Genomic DNA, 16,706 nt, shown 5'->3' with positions numbered 1-16,706 from the left:
TCCATCGGGACGACGGATTCAGGGGCGTTCTTCTGCGCGCGAAACCTTTTCGCTCACTTGGACCTATCCTTGTTTGTCTCACCCGCGGTGCGCCGCCGGTCCTGCGACGGTGCCCGGTCGCCTTCGGCGGCTTTTGGGTCACAACTGGCGTCGCTCGTGTTGGACAGGTTCGCTTCCGCCTCTCCCGTGATGACGCGGAGTTCCTCGTCGACGGTCCGGACGTTCTTCCGGCCGCGAATGCGCACGGGATAGCCCTCGGGCGCGGCGAGCGCGCCGAGCCGCGCGGCCCGGACCGGGTCGCCGGAGCTTTGCACGACAGTGACCGCGCGGGGTGGCGTGCCCTCGGAAGAGAACAGGTCGGCATGGGCCTGCAGGAAACGCGAGGAGCCGAACTGCACGGTAGGGGTGACGATCCTGCTCATGTCAAAGCTCGATCAGCGCCTTGACCACCGTGCCCCGGTCGGCGGCCCATTTCGGCAGGTCCTCGACCGCGCCTTCGAGCGTGGTGCGGTGGGTCCCGATGGCCTCGACGGGGACGAGCCCCCGGGCCATGCAGTCCATGACATGTTCGAAATCGGCCTTCAGCGCGTTGCGGCTGGCGAACAGGGTCGTTTCGCGCTTGTGGAATTCCGGGTCGGCGAACTTCAGGTCGCCCTTCACGAGCGAAAGCAGGACGTAGCTGCCGCCATGTGCGAGCCATTTCAGGCCAGCGTTCATCGCATCGATATTGCCGGTCGCGTCGAAGACGGTTTCGTAGACCGCCGGCTGCGCCTCTGAGACGAGTTCGGTCGTGGCACTTGGCACGATGGCCTTCGCGAGTGCCAGGCGGTTTGCCGAGGTGTCGCGCAGAACGACCCTGGCCCCGGCGATCGACGCGAACAGCGCCGCGCCGACGCCGATGGGTCCGGCGCCGACGATCAGTGCGCTCGTTGCCTCCGCAAGGGCCGAACGGCGCACGCCATGGGCGCCGATGGCAAGGAATTCGACCATCGCCGCCGCTTTCGGCGTCAGATCGTTGGCGGGATAAAGATTGCCCTCGGGAACGACGATTTCCTCGCACATGCCGCCATCGGTGTGGACGCCAAGGACGGCGATGTTCTCGCAGCAATTGGGCTTGCCGATGGAGCAGGCATTGCAGGTGCCGCAGGTCAGGTAGGGGTTCACGACGACCAGGTCACCGCGCCTGATCCGCCCGTCCGTGCTGTCGGCCATGGCGCGGGCCGACAACTCGTGCCCCATGACGCGCGGATAGGCCAGGTAGGGCTGATTGCCGCCGTAGATGTGATAATCGGTGCCACAGATCCCGATGGCCGCGATTTGAACGCGCAGGTGGCCCGGTTTGTCTTCGGGGCGCGGCCGGGTCGTGGCGGTCAGCCGGCCCGGTTCGTCGCAGACAAGGACTCTCATCGCGTTGGCGGTCATTTTCGGATGCTCCGTCTTTCCCGTGCCAGAAGAGGCGCCGCGGCCTCGCTCCCTTTTTCACATCATTTGGGAAATGCCGCAGGCGTCAAACGCAAATGGCAGTCTTTCCGAAGCGGCAGTGCGGCAAGGCCGCGCAGGGAGGTTCTGCGCGCCCTCAGGGGCCAGCGGCAATTGGCATTCGCGTATCGGGTCTATCCCGCCGCCAACTGCAACCCGCGCAGGAGGCCGAGGATCCACCAGCCGAAACCGGCGAAGACGGTTACCACACCCGAAGCGTACAGCAGGAAGGTCACCCGGTTCATGAAGGTGCCGGAGAACTGGTAGCCCTGCTCGCCGGTGAGAGCCCTCAGAAACATCGCAAGAACGGAAGCCCAGGCGAAATAGAGAACCAGCATCGACGCCCAGAAGAGCGCCCGGTCCGAAAGCGCCGCAAGGTGGACCGTCGCCGCCAGGGCGATCAGCATGACGCCCCGGGTGCTGCCGCCGGCGTGCAGAAGATGCCAGTCCTCGGGCCTGCTCCTCGACAATATCCTTCGGTACAGAACGAGTCCGGCCGTCATGGAAAACACCAGGACCAAAGCGCCGTTGAGGGCCAGAACCATGGACAGCGTTTGTTGTTCCATCCGACCACTCTCCGCGTTCGAGACCCGAGCCTGCGGATCAGTCTAAGGCGCGTCGCCATCGGAAGAAATGGCCAGCGTCGGGGGAATTCCTTTCAAGGGGACGCTCACTCACGCTCCATCGCGACAAGGTGGAGTCGACGGGGCTTCGATTGCCTTCTTTCCGCCAAGGTGGATGCGCGGGGAAATGAAGAAGTTCGACGTTATTGCTCTGGTCTCTATGGATGGCTGGTTGTGCATTCATCCGGAAGCGATAAGATGCCTGTCGGATTAGGGAACAAAGGCCATCTGAAGCTGAGGTGAGCGGCTTCCCAGATGTTGTCAGCATCGCCGATCTACATGATGTGGTATCAGGGTCTGAAAGAGGCCCCTGACATGATACGTCGCATCAACCGCATCTGGACCGAGATGCATGGGCCGCAATCGGTGCATCTCGTTTCAGGTCAGGAGGTCGATGATCTGATTTCTGCCGAAGGCATCGACCCCACGTCGCTCACCATGCAGGTCCGTTCGAATCTCGTGCGATTGATCCTGCTTGCGGACCGTGGAGGGATCTGGGCGGATGCAACGATGCTTCCGTCCGTGCCTGTCGGAACCTGGCTCGATGAGCATCTCGTTCGGGCCCACTTTTTCGCCTTCACCAATCGGCATCGAGACCGCCTCATATCCAGTTGGTTCCTCAGCGCGACGCCAGACAGCTTGATCGCGAAGCGGTGGCGCGAGATCTATGTGGACTATTTCCGAAGCCCGAGAAGGCCCAACAAGAAAGCACCGCTCCATGTCCGCATGCGGCAGGAGTTAAGGCGCATGGTGGCCCCGGCCAGCTTTGCCCGAAAAGACGTCGCTGGACGATCAGAATTCTACCCGTATCACGTGCTGCATTACCATTTCGAGCAGCTCCTCAAGACACGTGCGGATTGCGCGGCTGAATGGAAAAAAGTCAGGAAGGTTTCCAGTGCTCCAGCCGGCCGACTGAAGTCTGCATGTGCCAAGTCGAGCGGGAATTTGGGAACCGACAGGATCGCCGATCTGTTTTCTTCCTTTCCAATTCACAAGCTGAACTGGCGGAAGCCGGAGATTTTTTCAAAGGTTCTGGATTTTGCGGAAAGACGGGTTTCCTTTTCGGATGCCGATCGGCCTTAGCTGGCGTGACGCCTGAGCGCCTCTGATGCTGGCAAGGCGCCGCGTTGCCCTAAGCGTCACTGCTCGCCCCGCGCCTCCCAAGAAAACGCTCTCGATCGGCGGAGCAGTGATACGGGTGCCGAGATACGATCGGGCTATACGGCTCCTGTCAGGGGAGCATTACCTCGCCCGTGATCTCGTTGGTGTAGACTCCGGCGGCGTCCTCACCGGCGAGGAACCCGCCACCCCCGGAAGCCTCTGCCCATTTGCCGGATCCTCCGACGACCGACCACGAGCCCATCGTCCTGCCGTCGTCGCTCAGGCCCTCGGCGGTCCACGCCATGATGACCATGTCGCCGTTCTTGTCGGCGTAATGGCAATAGCCGTCGCCCGAAACCTGGCCCGCCTTTATGACGAGCGAGCCGAAGCAGGGGCCTTTCAGGCTGGACATCGGGCTGTCGGGGTCGGTGGTGTCGAACCGATCGTACTGCGACACGGCATGGATCACCACCAGATCCTCGGAGACGGGCATTGCCTCGTTCATGGCCGTGCCATGTCCTGTGCCGCCGGCATCGTAGGTCTCGGCGACAGCAGGAGAAGCAAGCGCGAACAGAACGGTTGTCCAGAACAGTTTGAGTTTCATTGCTGTTTCCCCCCTTTGCGGTGACCACTCCATGGAGGAGCGGACAGACTATCATAGCACAGATCGGGCCTTCCGGCCGCACGGGGGCGTCGGAGGGAACTTTGCCGATAGAAGCCGGAAGCGGAAGTCCTGATCGGGTTCGCGATTGGGCAGCGGCACCATTGTCGCCACAAAGGCCGTCTGTCTGCGCCAGATCAAGGTCGGCCCAGACATTCGAACTAAAGAGAAAAATGGGGTCTATTGTTCTTTATCGTCCGGGAACGCCTGATGAAGGGGGAAAAGGAAAAGTGACTGACGGCGCTGATCCACAGGCAAGTGGGGGCGAGGCGAGCAGCATCGCCCTCGTTCTCAAAGGCGAAAAGGCCGCGGATGCGCGACTTGCCGAAGGGCGCAGGGAGGCGGATCGCATCCGCCAGGCAGGACTTGCCGAGGGACGGCGCATCTCGTCGCGCGCTGACCAGAGAATACAGGCGCTGCACGGGTCGGTTCAGGCGAAGATCGCGGCGGACAAGGCGCGGATGGTCGAGGCATTCGAGGAAGAACGGCAAGAACTCGCGACGCGACCCGGCGCCGATGAAATCGCTGCGGCCGCCATGCGGCTCGCAAGGCGCATCCTGGGACTCGATAAGTCATGAGACAGGTGGGTTTCGCATTCGCTCAGGTTCGCATGCAGGCGCGGCTGGCTGAACGTCCGACGTCGGTCGAATGGCAGATGATTGAGACCGGCCGCGATTTTGCCCAGAGCCTCGACGCGACGACGCGCACCTCGCTTGTCCCCTTCGTCACGCGGCTTGGGCGGGAAAGCGATGAGGCGTCAATCGAAAAGGCGCTGCGGCAGTCCTGGGCCGATCTGGTGGCTGAGGCGGCATCCTGGGTGCCGGAGAAATGGCGGCCGGCTCTCCTCTGGATCACTGCATTGCCGCATCTCCGGCTGGTGGAGGCGTGGCGCGCACCGGAACTGGTTGCAGACGAAGCGTCTAAGGCGGAGGCCGTCGGCGAGTTTGAGGTATCCGAGGCATGGAGAGAGCGGCTCATCTCGCGCCTGCCGGTGTCCGATCCGGCGCTCGTCCGGGATCTCGCCCCGCTCTTCGACCGGTTCCTGGAGGGTCCGCCCCGGCCTGAGTCCGACGCGGCCGCCCTTTCGGTTCATCTCGAAACGCTGTTCCGCACGCGGGCCCAGGAACCCGTCGCGGCCTTCGCCTGGCTCGGCCTGATGGCGCTTGTGATGGAACGGCTGCGCGGTGCGCTTCTGCGCGCGGTCCTTTTTCCCGCCCGTCAGCCGGTGGAGGGCGCCTGATGTTTCGGCCGCGCCCCACCACGTGGTTCGAGTTGCTGACGAGCCGCGGGCAATTTGCCCGCACGATGCAGACGCTCGCGGCTCACGGTGTGGCGCAGCTGGAGGCCAGCCCTTACGACGGCTCCGAGCCGGTTCTGCCCCGGCTGGATGGTTTCTTCGCGGCCTTCAGGGAACTGGAAGCGCAGTATGGGCCGTATTGGCCCGATGCACGCGGCCACGCCGGGGCCATGCTGGAAAACCCGATCGAAGTCCTCGAGGAAACCCTTGAGAAGCTGTCCGGTTGGGCGGAACGCGCAGACCCGGTCGTTTCGGACCTGCGTGCCTGCGAGGCCCGGCTCGGGGAGCTTGAGCTGATCGGAAAGCTCGTCGAAGCGGTTCCTGCGGGCACGCCTCTCCACCACCTCACGGAAACGCAGGCGCGGCTTCTGGAACACGCGATCTACTTCCTGCAGGGGCCCGAGGTGGAACTCCCTGAGATCGAAGATGTTCTGTTCGATGTCTTCCCCTCCAGGGACGGCGCCTTCGTCATCGCCTTGGCGGGTCAGCCCGAAATGGCCGAGGTCGCGACACGGATGGCCGCGCTGCGGGCGACCCCGGTTCCGCTGCCGGACTTCCTTTCGACGGATGATACGGCGCACGCGCGCCAGGTGCGGGAGGAGATCGAGGAGGCCTGGGCGAGTTGCCGCAGGAACAGGGCGCGCCTCGACGCCCTGGCCGAGGAGATCGATCTGGCGGGGTTGCTGAACCGCGTCGCGGTGCTGGAGTGGCTACAGGCAAATTCCGGAGAGGTCGGCGCTACCCGCCACATGGTGAGGATCACGGGATGGACCCGGTCACCGGACGGCGTGGAAATTCGCCGAGCGCTGGACGAGGCGGGGATCGACTACGCGGTCACGCTCGGCGATCCCACGAGGGAAAACCCGCCGATGGTTCTGGACAACCCGCACTGGCTCAGGCCCTTCGAGTTCTTCCCCCGCCTCCTTGGCGTCCCGGCCAACCGCGACGTCGATCCCTCGGTGCTTACCGCCGTGGTCGCGCCGCTGCTTTTCGGGTTCATGTTCGGGGATGTCGGGCAGGGTGCGGTGCTGCTCGTCGCGGGGCTCGTGCTGTCGCGCCGGATGCCGATGCTGTTCCTGCTGGTTCCCGGCGGCGTGATGGCGATGGTCTTCGGGTTGATGTTCGGATCCGTCTTCAGCCTCGAACATGTCATCCCGGCTCTTTGGCTCCACCCCCTCGACGAACCGATCAGGGTGCTTGCGGCCGCTCTCGTCCTTGGTGCGGTGCTGCTGCTCGTCGGTGTCGTTCTCGATTTCACGCAAGCCTTCTGGCACCGGCGCACGGCGCGTTGGCTCGGTGAATCCGGAGGCGTGGTGCTGGCGTTCATCGGGCTTCTCGGCGCGTGGTTCGAGCCGGCCCTGGCCCTGGCGTTGCCTGTCGGCCTCGGCCTTACCGTCGTGGCCGCAGGCGGGGATGGCGGCTGGACGCCGGCCGCTGCCGCGAAGGCTGCGGCCGAATTCGTGGAGGCGCTGATGCGGCTCTTGGTGGCCGCGGTGTCCTTTTCCCGTGTCGGCGCCTTTGCGCTTGCCCATGCCGGATTGTCGGCCGCCATCGTGGGCGTGGCCGATGCAATCGGCGGGGTGGGCTTCTGGCTCGCGCTCTTAGTGGGGAACCTCCTGATCCTCGCACTGGAGGGCCTCGTCACCGGCATCCAGACGACGCGTCTGATCCTGTTCGAATTCTTCATCCGGTTTTTTCGGGCCGAAGGGCGCGAGTTCCGCCCGCTCTCGGCTCCCCGTTCACACTTCAGTGGAGAGAACACACCATGAAACGGTTTACCGCACCATTGATCGGCCTGATCGCGCTCGCCCTGCCTCTGGCGATCGCGCTGACGTACCTCTGGATCGACCCGGCCCTGGCCCAGACCGTGACGGAGGCCGAACCGGCGACGACGTCAGCCCACGCCGATCTGGCGATGATAGGCGCGGCGATCGCCGCCGGGCTCGCCTCTCTGGGCGCGGCATACGCGGTTGCGATGGTCGGCAGCGCGGCCGTCGGGGCGCTGACGGAGAAACCCGAACTGCTTGGGCGGCTGCTCATCCTCGTGGGGCTCGCGGAAGGGATCGCGATCTACGGGCTGATCGTGGCGGTCCTTATCCTGAACACGGTGTGAGGTCGGCGTCATGCCCGAGGTGATCTTCATCGGTGATGACGTGACGGCGGCGGGTTTCCGGCTTGCGGGCGTGCCAAGTTTCTCGCCCGATCCCGCAAGGCTCGAGGAAGTCATCGCGTCCGAAGGCGAGGATTGCTGCATGATCGTGATGACGGCGGAAATGCTGTCGCGCCTGCCCGAACCCGTGGCCCGCGGATTGCTCGAATCGAGCTACCCGCTGCTCGCGGTCGTGCCGGATGCTCGGGAAACGGTTGCCGTGCCCGACATCGAGGCGGAGGTGCGCAGGGCGCTCGGAATCGAGGTGTGAGATGGTGGATGCAAGGCAGGCGGAACGGGCACGGGCACTGATCGCACGGATAGAGGCGGCGACGCGGAAGGAACTGGATCGCCTGCGCGCCGAGGCGGAGGAAGAGGCGGCGTCGGCGGTCAGGACCGCGCACAGGCGGGCGCGGGAACGTGTTCACGAGGATATCGAGAACCTCCGCCGCAGGCGCGCCGACGCAGCGCGCCAGGAGACAGCGAGGCTCGACACGCTCCGCCGGCAACTGAGGCAACGCGAGGCCGGCGCTCTCATCGAGGACGGCGTGCCGGCGCTCGAGGCGGCCTTCACCGCGCTTTGGGCAGACGCCGAGGCACGAAAGGCATGGGTCGCCGCCGCGGTCCGTGCGGCGTCGGAACGCCTCGTATCCCGGGATTGGGTCATCGAACACCCGAAGGACTGGAGCGAAGCCGAGCGAAAGGCCGCGGCCGAAGAGGTGGTGGAACGGACCGGCAAGGCGCCGGACTTCGAAGTGGCCACGGACCTCGAGGCGGGGGTGCGCCTGTGCGCGGGGAACGCCTGTCTTGATGCCGGGATCGAGGCACTGATGGGCGATGCCAATGAGGCTGGAGCGGCGCTTCTGGCCGAAATCGAACGGGGTAGGGAGGGAACGCCATGAGCAAGGCGACCATCACCTCCGTCGCGGGTCCGGTTATCCGGGCAAGGCGGGACGGTCCCTTCAGCCTGGGCGAGGCGGTGCGGGTCGGCCGTGATGCGCTTCTCGGAGAGATCGTGCGCCTGTCCGGCGACGACCTGACGGCGCAGGTCTATGAGGACACGACCGGGCTCGCCCCCGGAGGCCCGGTGGAAGGCATGGGCGCGCCGCTGTCGGTGCAACTTGGGCCGCATCTGTTGGGGCACATCTTCGACGGGCTCCTGCGCCCGCTTCGTCCGGACGACGCCCCGGAGACCTACGAGATGGAGCCGCTGGTGAGCGCGGGTGATCGCGTTCGCGGAGGCCAGCGGCTCGCCAGGGTCGCAGGGCCCGCGAAGGAACAGTTCATCCTCGTGCCCGCCGATCTCAGGGAGGGCGAAGTCGTCAGCGTGGAGCAAGGAAGTTTCGCGAAGGAGGACATCATCGCCCGCATCGAGCTGCCCGACGGCGCCACGCGCGACATCGCGGTGACCCACGCCTGGCCCGTGCGCCGGCCGCGTCCGGTGGCGCGGCGGCTCCCGCCGGACACGATGATGGTCACCGGCCAACGGATCCTCGACAGCCTGTTCCCCGTGGCCCGTGGTGGGCGTGCGGCCATCCCGGGCGGCTTCGGAACGGGAAAGACGGTCCTGCAGGAGACACTGGCGAAGTGGTCCGACGCGGATGTGATCGTCTATGTCGGCTGCGGCGAGCGCGGCAACGAGATGGCCGAGGTCCTGCACGAGTTCCCGGAACTCGAAGACCCCCGGACCGGACGGCCTCTGATGGAGCGGACGGTGATCGTCGCCAACACCTCCAACATGCCGGTGGCCGCGCGGGAGGCGTCGATCTACACCGGGGTGACCGTCGGCGAGTATTTCCGCGACCAGGGGTTCAATGTGGCCCTGATGGCGGACTCCACCTCGCGCTGGGCGGAGGCGCTGCGCGAGGTGTCGGCGCGTCTGGGTGAACTGCCATCGGAAAGCGGTTATCCCGCCTACCTTTCCTCGCGCATGTCGGAGTTCTACGAACGGGCGGCCCGGGTAGAGACCCTGGGCGGCGCGGAAGGATCGCTGACCCTGATCGGGGCGGTGAGCCCGCCGGCGGGCGACTTCTCGGAGCCCGTCACGAGCCACACGAAGCGCTACGTCCGATCCTTCTGGGGGCTGGACCGGGGCCGGGCGCAAGCGCGCTTCTACCCGGCGATCCATCCCTTGCAGAGCTATTCCGAAGACGCCGATGGCCTCGCCGGATGGTGGACCGAACATGGCAATCCGAACTGGCGCCAGCAGCGCGCGCGGATCCTCGATCTGCTGGAGGCGCAGGCGGAGCTTGAACGGATGGCGCGCATCGTCGGACGGGACGCGATGCCTCAGGCGCAACAGCTGACGCTTCTTTGCGCGAGCCTCGTGGATGACGCCTTCCTGCGGCAATCGGCGTTCTCGGTGACGGACCGGACATGCTCGCCGGAAAAGCAGACGGCCATGCTCGGCGTCCTCATGCGCTTCTTCGACGTGGCGGAGGCGGCCGTGGCGCGCGGCGTTGAGGTCCAGTCGATCGCGGAGGTGCCCGTCTTCCGGCGGATTTCCCGGATGGGCGAGGAGATCCCGGCTGGCGATCCGGAAGCTTTCTCGGCGCTGACCGAGCAGATGGAGAATGCGATCGGAGACCTTGGACGGGAGGGCCGCGATGACGTTTGAACTCCGAACGAAGGGCGCGGTCACCTCGATCGAAGGCCCGCTGGTCTTCCTCAAGCGGGTCGTCAACGTCGGACTGGGCGAGGCGGTCGAGGTCGAGGGCGCCGACGGCAGCGTCCGGCTCGGGCGCATCGTTGCGCTGGACGAAGACCGCATCGTGATGGAGCTTCTCGAAAGCACAACGGGCCTCGGCATCGAGGACGTGACCGTCCGGTTTCGCGGCGAGCCGATGACGATGGCGCTGGGCCCCGGACTACTGGGCCGCGTATTCGACGGGGTGGGGCGACCGCGCGATGGGGGCGTTCCGGTGCCCGCAGTGGTGCGGCGTCGCGTCGATACCGGAACGATCAACCCCGCGACGCGCGGCCTGCCGCAGGATTTCATCGAGACCGGCGTTTCCTCCATCGATATCCTGAACAGCCTCGTTCGGGGCCAGAAGCTGCCGATCTTTTCCGCCGGCGGCCTGCCGCACGACCGGCTGGCCGCCGGCATCGCGCAGAATGCGCGGCTCAGGGGCGAGGACGAGGCGGGTTTCGCCGTCGTCTTCGCGGGGATCGGGGTGTCGCATGACGCGGCCGAGAACTTCCGCGCGGCGATGGAGGAGTCGGGCGCGCTCGAACATACGGCGATGTTCCTGAACCTAGCCTCCGAACCCTCGGCGCAGCGCCTGCTCACACCCCGGTACGCCTTGACGGCCGCCGAATACCTAGCCTTCGAGGAGGGCCGCCACGTTCTCGTCGTGCTCACCGACATGACGAACTATTGCGAGGCTCTGCGGGAGGTGTCGGCGAGCCACGGCGAAATCCCCTCGCGCAAGGGCTATCCGGGCTACATGTATTCCGACCTCGCCACGATCTACGAGCGCGCGGGGTGGATCAAGGGCGTCCCGGGCACGCTGACGCAGCTGCCGATCCTGACCATGCCCGCCGATGACATCAGCCACCCGATCCCCGATCTCACCGGCTACATCACGGAGGGCCAGGTCGTCCTTGACCGCACGCTGGAGCACAAGGGCATCTACCCGCCGGTGAATGTGCTTCCGTCGCTGTCGCGGCTCATCGACCAGGGGATAGGCGAGGGCTACACGCACAAGGACCACCCCGCTTTGGCGCAGCAGCTTTTTTCGACCTACGCCCGCGCGACACGGGTGCGCATCCTTTCAAGCGTCGTCGGCCGCGACGGTCTGACAGATGTCGATCGGCTGTATCTCGACTTCGGCGACCGGTTCGAGGCGGAATTCGTCCACCAGAAGGAAATGCGCCCGTTCGAGGAAAGCTTCGCCCTGGGATGGAAGATCCTCGCCATGCTGCCGACCGTCGAATTGTCGAGGCTTTCGGATGCGCAGATCGCCCGCCACATCAAGCCCGTGTCCGAGAAGCAGGCAGAGCCGGGCGATGGCTGAGATAATCCCCACCCGCGGCGCGGCGCTCGCGTTGGCCGAGGACAAGCGCTTTCTCGAGAACGGTTACGAGTTCCTCGACGAGAAGCGGATGCTGCTTGCGGCGACGCTGCTGAAGGAACTCGAAAACTGGCGGGCGTCGCGCCGATCCTATGACGAGGCGATGACCGAGGCGGTGGCAAGGCTGAAGGGCGCGATCGGGCGGCACGGTCTGGAAAGCCTGAGCCTCTATCCTTCCTCCGCCGGGCAGGCGACGGGCCTTCAGTTCCGGACCCGGAATTTCCTTGGACTCGGCCTTCTCGAAGTCCCCGATGCCGGCTGGAAGACACCGGGACCGTTCGAGGCGCTGGATGCTTCCGAGGTGGCCGAGGACTGCCGGCGCGCCTTTGGCGAGCTGGTGCCGCTCGCTGTGCGGATCGCGGTTCACGCCCAGAACATACGCCGTCTCATTCGCGAATACCGGGCCACCGAAAGGCGGGCCCGCGCTCTGGAAAACGTGATCCTGCCGGAAACGGAACAGAACCTCGCAGCGGTCACCGAGGCCCTCGACGAAAGCGATCAGGAGGAGGCGCTGCGCATCCGGAACGCGCGGCGCTAGCGTCAATTGCCGGGGGCGATCGGCGCAAGGACTGTTCCCATCCAACCCTGTAAATGGGGTCGCGCCTTCGCGTCCCCTTCGCAGAGAAGGTTTCCCGTGAAAGCGTCGGATCTTTTGCGCGTTTCAAGGTCAGGATGCGCAGGAATCCCTTGGATTTCCTCGCCTTGATCCCCGTGCGGCCCCCCAAAAGTCGCAAGTGTGCTAATTTTTTGTTTGCTCTTGAGGGCAAGAGGTGGTGACATTCGCATGAGGGGGAATGCCAGCAATGCAGCAAGCCCGAACGGTGCACACAGCCATGGACGAGGCAGACCAGCTTCGCGCAGGCATGTATCGTTTGCTGGCCCGGTTGTTCGCGAGAGCACCCGACAGTGCGTTCCTCAGTTCGCTTGCCGCTCTTGCCGGGGACGAGACCGAGATGGGGCAGGCGATTTCCGCCCTGGCCGCGGCTGCGCGCGAGACGACGCCGGAGGCCGCGAGCGATGAATACCAGCTTCTGTTCGTCGGGATCAGCCGGGGGCTTCTGCTGCCCTATGGTTCCTACTACCTGACGGGTTTCCTTCATGAAAAGCCGTTGGCCCGGCTCCGGACCGACATGGAACCTCTCGGGATCGCCCGCAACCCCGAGGTGAAGGAACCCGAAGATCACATCGCGGCTCTGATGGAAATGATGGCCGGTCTGATCGACGGCAGCTTCGGTGCGCCACAGCCGCTGTCCGTCCAGTCAGAATTCTTTGCCCAGCACGTCGGAAGCTGGGCGCCGCATTTCTTTGCCGATCTCGAGGAGTTGCCTCAGGCCCGACTGTATGCGCCCGCAGGACGCATCGGGCGGCTGTTCATGGCGATCGAGGCTGCCGCCTTCGAGATGTGACGAAGCGCATACCCCGTGGCCAGGCGAAGACGCCCGGCCTGCCGCGGGTGTCCAACGGGGCGTCATAGGGAGGAGACTTCGATGGAGGACAAGACCGAAGGGGTCCGCACGGACCGGCGCGGTTTCCTGAAGTTCGCCGGTGTCAGCACCATCGCCGGAGGGGCCGCGTTGGCCACCGGCGCGGTGCCCGAGGCCGCCGAGGCGGCCATATCCCAGCCGGGAGAGAGCTACCGGGAAACCGCCCACGTGAGGGCCTACTACGAGAGTGCCCGCTTCTGAGCGGACACTCCTGAACGCCGCCTTCGGGCAACACATTCACAACGGAGAGTAAGATGCTCAGGAAGAAGACAAATGGGGTTGCGAGAGGCCCCCGGCTGTCCTCGGCCGGTGCAGAGCTCGGTACCGTGGCGGTCGACCGCCGCACATTCTTGAAGCGCTCGGGGCTCGCCTTTGGCGGTGCCACTGCCATGACTGCCCTGCCGGGCGGCATGGTCCAGCGCGCCGAAGCTCAGACCGCTGAAGCCACTGCCGGTTCTGTGGAAACCAGGATGACGGTCTGCACGCATTGTTCGGTGGGATGTTCGGTGATTGCCGAACTGGACCACGGCGTGTGGACGCGGCAGGGCGTGGGGTTCGATTCTCCGTTCAGCCTGGGCGGGCACTGCGCGAAAGGCGCGTCCGTCCGAGAACATGCCCACGGCGATCGCCGCCTGAAGCATCCGATGAAGCTTGTCGGCGGCAAGTGGCAGCAGGTTTCCTGGGAAGAGGCGATCAACGAGATCGGCGACAAGATGCTCGAAGTGCGTGAGACTTCGGGCCCGGATTCCGTCTACTGGCTCGGATCGGCCAAGCATTCGAACGAGCAGGCCTACCTGCTTCGCAAGTTCGCCGCCTACTGGGGCACGAACAACATCGACCACCAGGCGCGCATCTGCCATTCGACCACGGTCGCAGGTGTTGCGAACACCTGGGGCTACGGCGCGATGACGAACTCCTACAACGACATCCACAATTCCCGGTCGATCATCCTCTTCGGATCGAACCCGGCCGAGGCGCATCCGGTGTCGTTGCTGCATCTCCTGAAGGCGAAGGAGGAGAACAACGCACCCCTCATCGTGTGCGATCCGCGCTTCACGCGGACAGCGGCCCATGCGGACGAATTCGTCCGCTTCCGCCCGGGAACGGACGTGGCGCTCGTCTGGGGCATCCTCTGGCATATCTTCGAGAACGGCTGGGAGGACAAGGAATACATCCGCCGCCGCGTCTGGGGGATGGACCAGATCCGTCTCGAGGTCGCCAAGTGGACGCCCGACGAGGTCGAGCGCGTGACCGGTGTTCCGGGGTCGCAGCTTGAACGCGTCGCGCAGACGCTGGCCAACAACCGCCCCGGCACGCTGATCTGGTGCATGGGCGGCACACAGCACACGAACGGCTCGTCCAACACCCGCGCCTATTCGATCCTTCAGCTCGCCCTTGGCAACATCGGCACGTCTGGCGGTGGCGCAAACATCTTCCGCGGTCACGACAACGTGCAGGGCGCGACCGACCTCGGCGTTCTCGCCGACACGCTGCCGGGCTACTTCGGCCTGACAGCGGGCGCCTACGCGCATTGGGCGCGGGTCTGGGAAGAGGATCTCGACTGGCTCAAGGGCCGTTTCGCCACGATGACTGGCAAGGACGGCAAGCCGAAGGCCATGATGAACGAGACCGGCATCCCGGTGTCGCGCTGGATCGATGGCGTCCTCGAGGCGAAAGAGAACCTCGAGCAGCCCGACAACACCAAGGTGATGGTGATGTGGGGCCATGCGCCGAACTCGCAGACCCGCCTGCCTGAGATGCGCAAGGCCATGGGAATGCTCGACCTTCTGGTCGTCATCGACCCCTATCCGACGATGACCGCGGTGCTGCAGGACCGTCAGGACGGCGTCTTCCTGCTGCCGGCCTCCACGCAGTTCGAGACCTACGGCTCCGTGACCGCCTCGAACCGTTCGATCCAGTGGCGCGAGAAGGTGATCGATCCGCTCTTCGAATCGAAGGTGGACCACGAGATCATCTATCTGTTCGCGCAGAAGTTCGGCTTCGCGGACCGGATGTTCCGCAACATCAAGGTCAACGGTGCCGAGCCCGACGTCGAGGACATCACCCGCGAGTGGAACCGCGGCATGTGGACGATCGGCATGACCGGGCAGTCGCCCGAGCGGCTGAAGTCGCACATGAAGTATCAGCACACCTTCGACAGGACGACCCTCAGGGCCCTCGGCGGTCCGCATGACGGCGAGTTCTACGGTCTCCCCTGGCCGTGCTGGGGCACGCCGGAGATGAAGCATACGGGGTCCGCCGTGCTCTACGACACGTCGATCCCGGTGGCGAAGGGTGGCATGGGCTTCCGCGCGCGCTTCGGGGTCGAACGCGACGGCGACAACCTCCTTGCAGAGGACAGTTGGCCCGTTGGGTCCGAGATCGAGGACGGTTATCCCGAGTTCACCTACGGGATGCTGCGAGGCCTCGGCTGGGACAAGGACCTGACCGAAGACGAAATGGCCGCGATCAGGATGGTGGCCGGCTCCGACGATCAGGAGGCGCTTGATGGCGTGAACTGGAAGATCGACCTCTCGGGCGGTATCCAGCGCGTCGCGATCATGCACGGCTGCGCGCCCTACGGCAACGCGAAGGCCCGCGCCGTCGTCTGGACCTTCCCGGACCCGGTTCCGCTCCACCGCGAGCCGCTCTACGCGCCCGACCGCCAGCTCGTCGCCGATTACCCGACGATCGCCGACATGACGTTCTGGCGCCTTCCAACGGCCTTCGAGTCGATCCAGAAGACCGATTATTCCAAGGACTTCCCGCTGGTCATGACCTCGGGGCGTCTCGTGGAATACGAGGGCGGCGGCGACGAGACACGGTCGAACCCGTGGCTTGCCGAGCTTCAGCAGGAGATGTTCGTCGAAATCAATGCCTTCGACGCCAACAACCTCGGCATCAAGGATCACGACATGGTCTGGCTTCACAGCCCGTCGGGCGCCAAGATCAAGGTCGCGGCGATGGTGACCGAGCGCGTGGGTCGCGGCGTGGTCTTCACGCCGTTCCACTTCGGCGGCCAGTTCCAGGGCGAGGACCTGAGGGACAGGTATCCCGAGGGTGCGGACCCGATCGTGCTGGGCGAGGCCTGCAACACTGCACAGACCTATGGCTACGACATGGTCACGCAGATGCAGGAAACGAAGAGTACGCTCTGCCGGATCGAGCGGGCATAAGGGAGGAACGACATCATGGCACGTATGAAATTCCTCTGTGACGCCGAACGCTGCATCGAATGCAACGCCTGCGTCACCGCCTGCAAGAACGAGAACGAGGTTCCCTGGGGGATCAACCGTCGTCGGGTGGTCACCATCAACGACGGCAAGCCCGGGGAACGGTCGATCTCGGTCGCCTGCATGCACTGCTCGGACGCGCCCTGCATGGCGGTCTGCCCGGTCGACTGCTTCTACCAGACCGGGGAAGGCGTCGTGCTGCACAGCAAGGACCTGTGCATCGGTTGCGGCTACTGCTTCTACGCCTGCCCATTCGGCGCGCCGCAGTATCCTCAGGCGTCGAGCTTCGGTTCGCGCGGCAAGATGGACAAGTGCACCTTCTGTGCTGGCGGCCCGGAGGCCGATGGTTCGCTCGAAGAGTTCCAGAAGTACGGGCGCAACCGTCTGTCCGAAGGCAAGCTGCCGATCTGCGCGGAAATGTGCTCGACCAAGGCGCTCCTCGCGGGCGACGGCGACACGGTCTCGACGATCTACCGCGAACGCATCGTGGCGCGCGGCTTCGGGGCCGGAGCCTGGGGCTGGGGCACTGCCTACCAGGCGAAGGACCCGAGCGGCGGCTGAGCCGCCGGCGGAACCTCGACGGGAAGGCCGGGGCGCAATCTGCGC

The 16,706-nt window shown here is 65.2% G+C and carries 18 protein-coding genes; 14 read left to right on the top strand and 4 right to left on the bottom strand.

Going from position 1 to position 16,706, the window contains the following annotated elements:
* Positions 1–53: 53 nt before the first annotated feature.
* The 3 genes from ABCN56_RS02685 to ABCN56_RS02675 form a co-directional block, all read right to left on the bottom strand.
* Positions 54–422, bottom strand: coding sequence for a hypothetical protein (locus ABCN56_RS02685; RefSeq protein ID WP_343079226.1), 369 nt, complete (start codon positions 420–422; stop codon positions 54–56).
* 1 nt (position 423) lies between these two features.
* The gene (locus ABCN56_RS02680) at positions 424–1,422 is read right to left on the bottom strand and encodes a zinc-binding alcohol dehydrogenase family protein (RefSeq protein WP_343079225.1); all 999 of its coding nucleotides are present in this window, start codon (positions 1,420–1,422) and stop codon (positions 424–426) included.
* Between the two features lie 191 nt (positions 1,423–1,613).
* Positions 1,614–2,045: a styrene oxide isomerase gene (locus ABCN56_RS02675; RefSeq protein ID WP_343079224.1), complete on the bottom strand. Its 432-nt coding sequence runs from the start codon at positions 2,043–2,045 to the stop codon at positions 1,614–1,616.
* Between the two features lie 312 nt (positions 2,046–2,357).
* Between ABCN56_RS02675 and ABCN56_RS02670 the strand changes: the two genes are divergently transcribed.
* On the top strand, positions 2,358–3,185 hold the full coding sequence (locus ABCN56_RS02670) for a capsular polysaccharide synthesis protein (protein WP_343079223.1): 828 nt from the start codon (positions 2,358–2,360) through the stop codon (positions 3,183–3,185).
* A 148-nt stretch (positions 3,186–3,333) separates the two neighbouring features.
* Here ABCN56_RS02670 and ABCN56_RS02665 read toward each other — a convergent pair whose 3' ends face one another.
* Positions 3,334–3,807, bottom strand: coding sequence for a hypothetical protein (locus ABCN56_RS02665; RefSeq protein WP_343079222.1), 474 nt, complete (start codon positions 3,805–3,807; stop codon positions 3,334–3,336).
* 287 nt (positions 3,808–4,094) lie between these two features.
* Between ABCN56_RS02665 and ABCN56_RS02660 the strand changes: the two genes are divergently transcribed.
* From ABCN56_RS02660 to fdh3B, 13 genes are all read left to right on the top strand, one after another.
* The gene (locus ABCN56_RS02660) at positions 4,095–4,442 is read left to right on the top strand and encodes a hypothetical protein (protein ID WP_343079221.1); all 348 of its coding nucleotides are present in this window, start codon (positions 4,095–4,097) and stop codon (positions 4,440–4,442) included.
* 5 nt (positions 4,443–4,447) lie between these two features.
* A complete protein-coding gene (locus ABCN56_RS02655) occupies positions 4,448–5,104 on the top strand; it encodes a hypothetical protein (RefSeq protein WP_343079220.1) in 657 nt (218 codons plus the stop codon).
* On the top strand, positions 5,104–6,930 hold the full coding sequence (locus tag ABCN56_RS02650) for a V-type ATPase 116kDa subunit family protein (RefSeq protein ID WP_343079219.1): 1,827 nt from the start codon (positions 5,104–5,106) through the stop codon (positions 6,928–6,930). The genes ABCN56_RS02655 and ABCN56_RS02650 overlap by 1 nt, the downstream gene beginning before the upstream one ends.
* Positions 6,927–7,274 (top strand): ATP synthase subunit C, encoded by a 348-nt coding sequence (locus ABCN56_RS02645; protein WP_343079218.1) that lies wholly within the window; start codon positions 6,927–6,929, stop codon positions 7,272–7,274. Before ABCN56_RS02650 ends, ABCN56_RS02645 begins: the two co-directional genes overlap by 4 nt.
* Before the next feature lie 10 nt (positions 7,275–7,284).
* Entirely contained in the window at positions 7,285–7,581 is a 297-nt protein-coding gene (locus tag ABCN56_RS02640; RefSeq protein ID WP_343079217.1) for a V-type ATP synthase subunit F, read from the top strand.
* Between the two features lies 1 nt (position 7,582).
* The gene (locus ABCN56_RS02635) at positions 7,583–8,212 is read left to right on the top strand and encodes a hypothetical protein (protein WP_343079216.1); all 630 of its coding nucleotides are present in this window, start codon (positions 7,583–7,585) and stop codon (positions 8,210–8,212) included.
* The gene (locus tag ABCN56_RS02630; protein WP_343079215.1) at positions 8,209–9,927 is read left to right on the top strand and encodes a V-type ATP synthase subunit A; all 1,719 of its coding nucleotides are present in this window, start codon (positions 8,209–8,211) and stop codon (positions 9,925–9,927) included. Before ABCN56_RS02635 ends, ABCN56_RS02630 begins: the two co-directional genes overlap by 4 nt.
* Positions 9,917–11,326, top strand: coding sequence for a V-type ATP synthase subunit B (locus ABCN56_RS02625; protein WP_343079214.1), 1,410 nt, complete (start codon positions 9,917–9,919; stop codon positions 11,324–11,326). Before ABCN56_RS02630 ends, ABCN56_RS02625 begins: the two co-directional genes overlap by 11 nt.
* Entirely contained in the window at positions 11,319–11,921 is a 603-nt protein-coding gene (locus tag ABCN56_RS02620) for a V-type ATP synthase subunit D (RefSeq protein ID WP_343079213.1), read from the top strand. The genes ABCN56_RS02625 and ABCN56_RS02620 overlap by 8 nt, the downstream gene beginning before the upstream one ends.
* 295 nt (positions 11,922–12,216) lie before the next feature.
* Positions 12,217–12,789, top strand: coding sequence for a TorD/DmsD family molecular chaperone (locus ABCN56_RS02615; RefSeq protein ID WP_343079212.1), 573 nt, complete (start codon positions 12,217–12,219; stop codon positions 12,787–12,789).
* 81 nt (positions 12,790–12,870) lie between these two features.
* Positions 12,871–13,068, top strand: a complete 198-nt coding sequence (locus ABCN56_RS02610; RefSeq protein ID WP_343079211.1) for a twin-arginine translocation signal domain-containing protein — start codon at positions 12,871–12,873, stop codon at positions 13,066–13,068.
* A 53-nt stretch (positions 13,069–13,121) separates the two neighbouring features.
* Positions 13,122–16,043, top strand: a complete 2,922-nt coding sequence (locus ABCN56_RS02605) for a formate dehydrogenase subunit alpha (protein WP_343079210.1) — start codon at positions 13,122–13,124, stop codon at positions 16,041–16,043.
* Positions 16,044–16,058: 15 nt separating this feature from the next.
* Complete coding sequence (gene fdh3B, locus ABCN56_RS02600) at positions 16,059–16,661, top strand: formate dehydrogenase FDH3 subunit beta (protein WP_343079209.1); 603 nt, start codon at positions 16,059–16,061, stop codon at positions 16,659–16,661.
* Positions 16,662–16,706 lie beyond the last annotated feature (45 nt).

It is taken from the genome of Ostreiculturibacter nitratireducens (assembly GCF_032670585.1).
In the GTDB taxonomy this organism is placed as follows: Bacteria; Pseudomonadota; Alphaproteobacteria; order Rhodobacterales; family Rhodobacteraceae; genus Ostreiculturibacter; species Ostreiculturibacter nitratireducens.
This window is presented reverse-complemented; position numbering and strand designations above follow the sequence as displayed.